Source organism: Corynebacterium sp. HMSC062E11 (assembly GCF_001811845.1).
Taxonomy (GTDB): Bacteria; Actinomycetota; Actinomycetes; order Mycobacteriales; family Mycobacteriaceae; genus Corynebacterium; species Corynebacterium hesseae.
This window is the reverse complement of record NZ_KV806803.1, coordinates 1-4,816: the sequence shown is the minus strand read 5'-3', so window position 1 is coordinate 4,816 and position 4,816 is coordinate 1. Positions and strand designations below refer to the sequence as shown.

Genomic DNA, 4,816 nt, shown 5'->3' with positions numbered 1-4,816 from the left:
CCCGACGTGTCTACTTTCCGGGGGTCAGGTCCGACTAATTTCTTGTTTTTTCTGTGTGTCAGCTCACTAACCAAAAGCCTAGGACACGCACCTGTGCGCCTTGTTTATTGGAGCGCACGGGGATACTGGAGACTACGAGTACGCACTAGACGCCGCCAACAGTGCAGCCGGACACCTGCAAGCAATACAAGCGGAGCTGCCTTCCACTTCCCCACTGGCCCGTGACACTGGAAGGCTTGCAAGGCTCGTGCGCGCCGCACAGCGGAACCTGTCTCAACAGCGTCCCGCAGATAATTCAGTCGAACTTCTTAACTTAGCCGCCAGCCTCAAAGAAAGGCTGGAAGGGGCGGATTCTAGGGGTCATTTTTCTTTGGCTAAACGCGGTTTTAGGCCGAATTTCGGCTCTCGACCACGAGCTCTAGGCCACGGGCTTCGTCCTCGTTTGAGAACCAGCCGGTGGCCTTGGTCGGGCTACGCCGCAAGCGGTGGCGCGTTGGGGAAAGCGTCGGTGCTAGTCTCATTGCGTCCGCGGGTGAAATTGGATAGCCGAAAGTTTAATTGCTGGGATTCTGTAAACTCTGTGTGATTAGATTCACACACCCCGACAGCGCTTCAAAAAGACCTTCCGGGCGTTATAGGAGCCACCGATAACGCCCGGTCGGGGCCGTTTGGAACACTGCTGCTCCGTCAGAGCCCGAAGGCTCCGCCACTGACGAGGATCACGATACCGAGGCCGATGAGAACGATGGGAAAGAGGATGCCCTCCCAGCGTTCGAGCACTTCCGCGATCGGGGGGCGGGTTGCGACGAACTTTGCCAGGGCCACCAGGACCGCAACGAGCGCGAGGAAAATAACGCAGTAGGCGACTACTGCGAGAGGTTCCACGCTGAGGAATACAGGGGTGTAGACGCCGATGTTGTCGCCACCGTTGGCAAAGGTGACGCCTGCGACTGTCCCCACGCCAACCTTCTTGCCGGCAATCTTGGCCTCGTCGTCATCGTCCTCATCGTCTCCGCGCCAGGCCTCCCATGCGGCCCAGAGGCCGAGGCCCAGCGGGATTAGACCGAAGTACGGGATGGCTGTCGAGGGCAGGAATGCTCCGGCGCCCATGGTCACTAGAACCGCGGCACCGAGGATGCCCGCGAATCCGAGGTACTGGCCGGCCAGAATGCGGGCGGTAGTGCCGCGCTGGCCTGCCCCTCGCGCGAAGAAGAGGGAGAGCACGATGATGTCGTCGATGTTGGTAGCTGCGAACAGGCCTATCGCCTGCAAGACCGAGGTGAGGATCATGCGTCCTCCCCAGCTGCGTAGCACCCGGGAAGCGAGCAGGCGGGATCGATGCACGGGGCGTCTTCGTCTACTGCCAAGGTGGCATCGACCAATGTGGTCAGCGCCTGCGCCAGGTGCGGATCGGCGATCTCGTATCGTGTCCGACGCCCCTCGGGCTCGGAGACGACAATCCCACAATCGCGCAAGCATGTCAGGTGGTTGGACACGTTCGGGCGTGTCAGGTCCAGATCTCGGGATAGTTCCGCCGGGTAGGCGGGATGGTCGAGCAGGGTCAAGATGATCCGGGATCGAGTGGGGTCGGCCAGTGCACGACCCAGGCGGTTCATCACGTCGAGACGCGAAGCAATAGTCAGCATGCGCTGAACTATACAGCGATCGCTGAACTAGTCAAGTTCCGGGTAGCGGTGCAGCTGTGTGCGCTGCTGAAGAGACAGTGAAAGTAGCAGAGATGGCGCAGATTCCGGCAAAGTTGCGAAAACAGCTGAACCACGCTCGTTTCTGATGATCGGCCCATGTGCGATTTGTGCCGCGCCGAAGGCAACCGAATTGGCTCGAAGTGGTGCTGTTGCAAAGTTGGGGCAGTAGAAAGACCGACGTGAAATAATCAGAGCCATGGGCATCTTCTCCGGTCGGCATTTCCCCCGTGACATCATCCTGTGGGCGGTGCGGTGGTACTGCCGCTACGGCGTGAGCTACCGCGACCTCGAAGAAATGATGACCGAGCGGGGTGTGCCAGTCGATCACACCACGATCTACCGCTGGGTGCAGAAATACGCCCCTGAGCTGGATAAGCACACTCGCTGGTACCGGCAGGTACCCGACTGGCAGGCCCGGTCCTGGTGGGTGGATGAGACCTATATCCGGGTCGGCGGCACGTGGTGCTATCTCTACCGGGCTATTACCGCCGGTGGGCAGACCTTAGACTTCTACCTCTCACCAAAACGGAATGTGGCTGCGGCCAAGCGTTTCCTGGCCAAGACGCTACGATCGAATACGACAGCCGGGTCCCCGCGGGTCATCAACACCGACAAGGCACCAGCTCTGGCCAAGGCAATATCCGAGCTGAAGGCGGAGGGAATCTGCCCTCAGACGGTGGAGCACCGGCAGGTGAAATACCTGAACAACGTTCTCGAGGGAGATCATGGCCGACTTAAAAGAATCCTGGGACCGAAGGGGGCGTTCAAAAACCGAATTTCCGCCTACCGGACGTTGAAAGGGATGGAAGCGATGCATTCATTACGGAAAGGTCAGGGCACGATGTTTGCTTATGGGCACCCCAATCCGGACGCGGTGATCGTCAACCGGGTCTTCGAGACGGCCTGAGAACGCCAGCACGCAGCGGCCATCAGGAAATGAGAAACTGGGTCGTCTCGGCTCTCCGCCCAACTTTGCAACAGCACCTATCATATATAGTACATGCCAGCTAAAGGCTTTCATCTTTACACAGCGTTGGATTTGTACTCGCGCAAGGTTGTGGGATGGACTGTCCAACACCGACAGGAAAAGACCATCGCTACACGCCTGATTGAACAAGTCATTGCTGACCAGGAGCTCAACGGTCACAGCGTTGAAGTCGTACACACCGACAACGGCAAAGTCATGACCTCACACATGATGAAGGACATGCTGGATGAACACGGCGTGCAGCTGTCATTAATTCGGCCGAATGTTTCGAATGACAACCCATTTGAAGAGTCATCACATCGCACAATCAAGCATCACCGCTATGCGTTAGAAACCTATGATGATATCCAGCATGCGCAGAAAGTCATCGGCAGGATTATCGACGAATACAATAACCGTGACCGCCACAGCGGGCTGAATGGATACACACCTAGTGAAGTGTATTCAGGCACGTGGCGTGACATCCTTGAACATCGCCGAGCAAAGGAAACCGTCTACTACGCGACGCACCCGCACCGCAGACCCAGACCCCGGAAATCCGTCTACAAGCCACCACCTAAAACGGTAGAAATCAACAACGGCAAACCCCTAGCGCCCGAGACATCGAGCGCGTAAAGTAACAACCACGTCAAACAGGGGGATGTTCACAACTCAAAGGCAGGCGCCGATCGAGGGCAAAGGGACCAAAGTAAGAGGACCAAACTAGAAGGACCACCAAGCGAGCCTTTCCACATCCCCGGCCGGCTGGTTACTTATAGGCCGAGAAGCCCGTAATCTTCTTGCCCATGATGAGGGACTGCACAGTGTCGGTGCCCTCGTAGGTGTGCATGGCCTCAATGTCCGCGAAGTGGCGAGCGATATCGTTTTCCAGCAGGATGCCGACTCCACCGAGCATGTCGCGGGCGTCAGCGGCGATGCGCCGCGCGGCACGCGTGTTGTGGAGTTTGGCCGCCGAGGCCTGTTCCGGGGCCAAGGTGCCAGCATCTTCGCGCTGGGAAACCTCACGGCAGGTGAGCATCATCTGGCTGAGGTCGAGGACCATGTTGGCCAGACGCTGCTGGATGATTTGGGCTTTGGCCAGCTCGCGGCCGAACTGGACGCGTTCGAGCACGTACGAGCGGGCAGTCTCATAGCAGGCCACCGCAGAGCCAAGCGCCATCCAGGACACGCCAATGCGAGTGGAGGTCAGGACGCGGGAAACGTCCTTGAAGCTGCGACAACCTGGAAGCTGGTTGGCGGCGGGAATGCGACAATCGGTCAACGTGATGTGTGCCTGGTGGATGGCACGCAGGGAGAGCTTGCCTTCAATCACGGTAGCGGAGTAGCCGGGGGTTTCCTGTGGGACGATGAAACCGCTGACGTTACCGTCTTCCATACGGGCGTAGATGATGGTGATGCCGCCGGAGGCACCGTTGCCAATCCACTTCTTCTCGCCGTTGAGGACCCATTCGTCGCCATCGCGAACCGCGGTAGTTTCCAAAGCGATGGAGTCCGAGCCGTGGTCCGGTTCGGTCAGCCCAAAAGCACCGAGCAGCGAACAAGATGCCATCTGCGGCAAGTACGAAGCCTGCTGTTCCGGAGAACCAAGCATCGAAATTGAGCGCATGGCCAGCCCCGCCTGCACCGCAATCACCGTGCCCATCGAAGCATCGGCACGCGTGACTTCCATGAGCGTCAAGCCAGCGCCAAGCGTGGACATCTGTTCATGGCCTTCCACCGAAAGCCCATCGGTCATCACGTCCAGCTCCCCCAGACGCTGAACCAAGTCCAGCGGATACTCCGCGGCCTGCCAGTGCCGGTTAATCACCGGGTCGGAGTAGTCGCGGAACTGCGCCGCGCGCTTCCACCCCGCAGCATCGGCCTCAGAAAGGCTGTCAAAGACACCCAGGAAATCAGTGGTGGACTCGAAGAGGTTGTGGGACATGGTCAATTCTCCAACTAACAGGCAATACGAATGGCGATTAGTGTTAATTGTGACCTGACTCTCCCCAGGCTGTCAAGTGTCTCATCACAACGCGCGGCACAGCCGGGATTCGGAACGATAACCAGACTCCAGGGCCAGTATCTCCCCCAGCCAACCTTCACCCTGCCTGTTGCGACCGGCTATTTGGTAGCAGTGTCG

At 58.6% G+C, this 4,816-nt stretch carries 5 protein-coding genes; 2 read left to right on the top strand and 3 right to left on the bottom strand.

Annotated elements, in window-relative coordinates; all coding sequences use genetic code 11:
- Positions 1 to 687 precede the first annotated feature (687 nt).
- Together HMPREF2822_RS07455 and HMPREF2822_RS07450 are read right to left on the bottom strand one after the other, a co-directional pair.
- Positions 688 to 1,290, bottom strand: coding sequence for a cadmium resistance transporter (locus tag HMPREF2822_RS07455; protein WP_070523118.1), 603 nt, complete (start codon positions 1,288 to 1,290; stop codon positions 688 to 690).
- The gene (locus HMPREF2822_RS07450; RefSeq protein ID WP_070523117.1) at positions 1,287 to 1,646 is read right to left on the bottom strand and encodes a Cd(II)/Pb(II)-sensing metalloregulatory transcriptional regulator CmtR; all 360 of its coding nucleotides are present in this window, start codon (positions 1,644 to 1,646) and stop codon (positions 1,287 to 1,289) included. Before HMPREF2822_RS07450 ends, HMPREF2822_RS07455 begins: the two co-directional genes overlap by 4 nt.
- A gap of 256 nt (positions 1,647 to 1,902) precedes the next feature.
- Between HMPREF2822_RS07450 and HMPREF2822_RS07445 the strand changes: the two genes are divergently transcribed.
- Positions 1,903 to 2,613: an IS6 family transposase gene (locus HMPREF2822_RS07445; protein ID WP_070523113.1), complete on the top strand. Its 711-nt coding sequence runs from the start codon at positions 1,903 to 1,905 to the stop codon at positions 2,611 to 2,613.
- A 93-nt stretch (positions 2,614 to 2,706) separates the two neighbouring features.
- Positions 2,707 to 3,309, top strand: a complete 603-nt coding sequence (locus HMPREF2822_RS07440; protein ID WP_070523112.1) for a DDE-type integrase/transposase/recombinase — start codon at positions 2,707 to 2,709, stop codon at positions 3,307 to 3,309.
- 133 nt (positions 3,310 to 3,442) lie between these two features.
- On the opposite strand, the gene HMPREF2822_RS07435 is transcribed toward HMPREF2822_RS07440, so the two are convergent.
- Positions 3,443 to 4,618, bottom strand: coding sequence for an acyl-CoA dehydrogenase family protein (locus tag HMPREF2822_RS07435; RefSeq protein ID WP_070523109.1), 1,176 nt, complete (start codon positions 4,616 to 4,618; stop codon positions 3,443 to 3,445).
- Positions 4,619 to 4,816 lie beyond the last annotated feature (198 nt).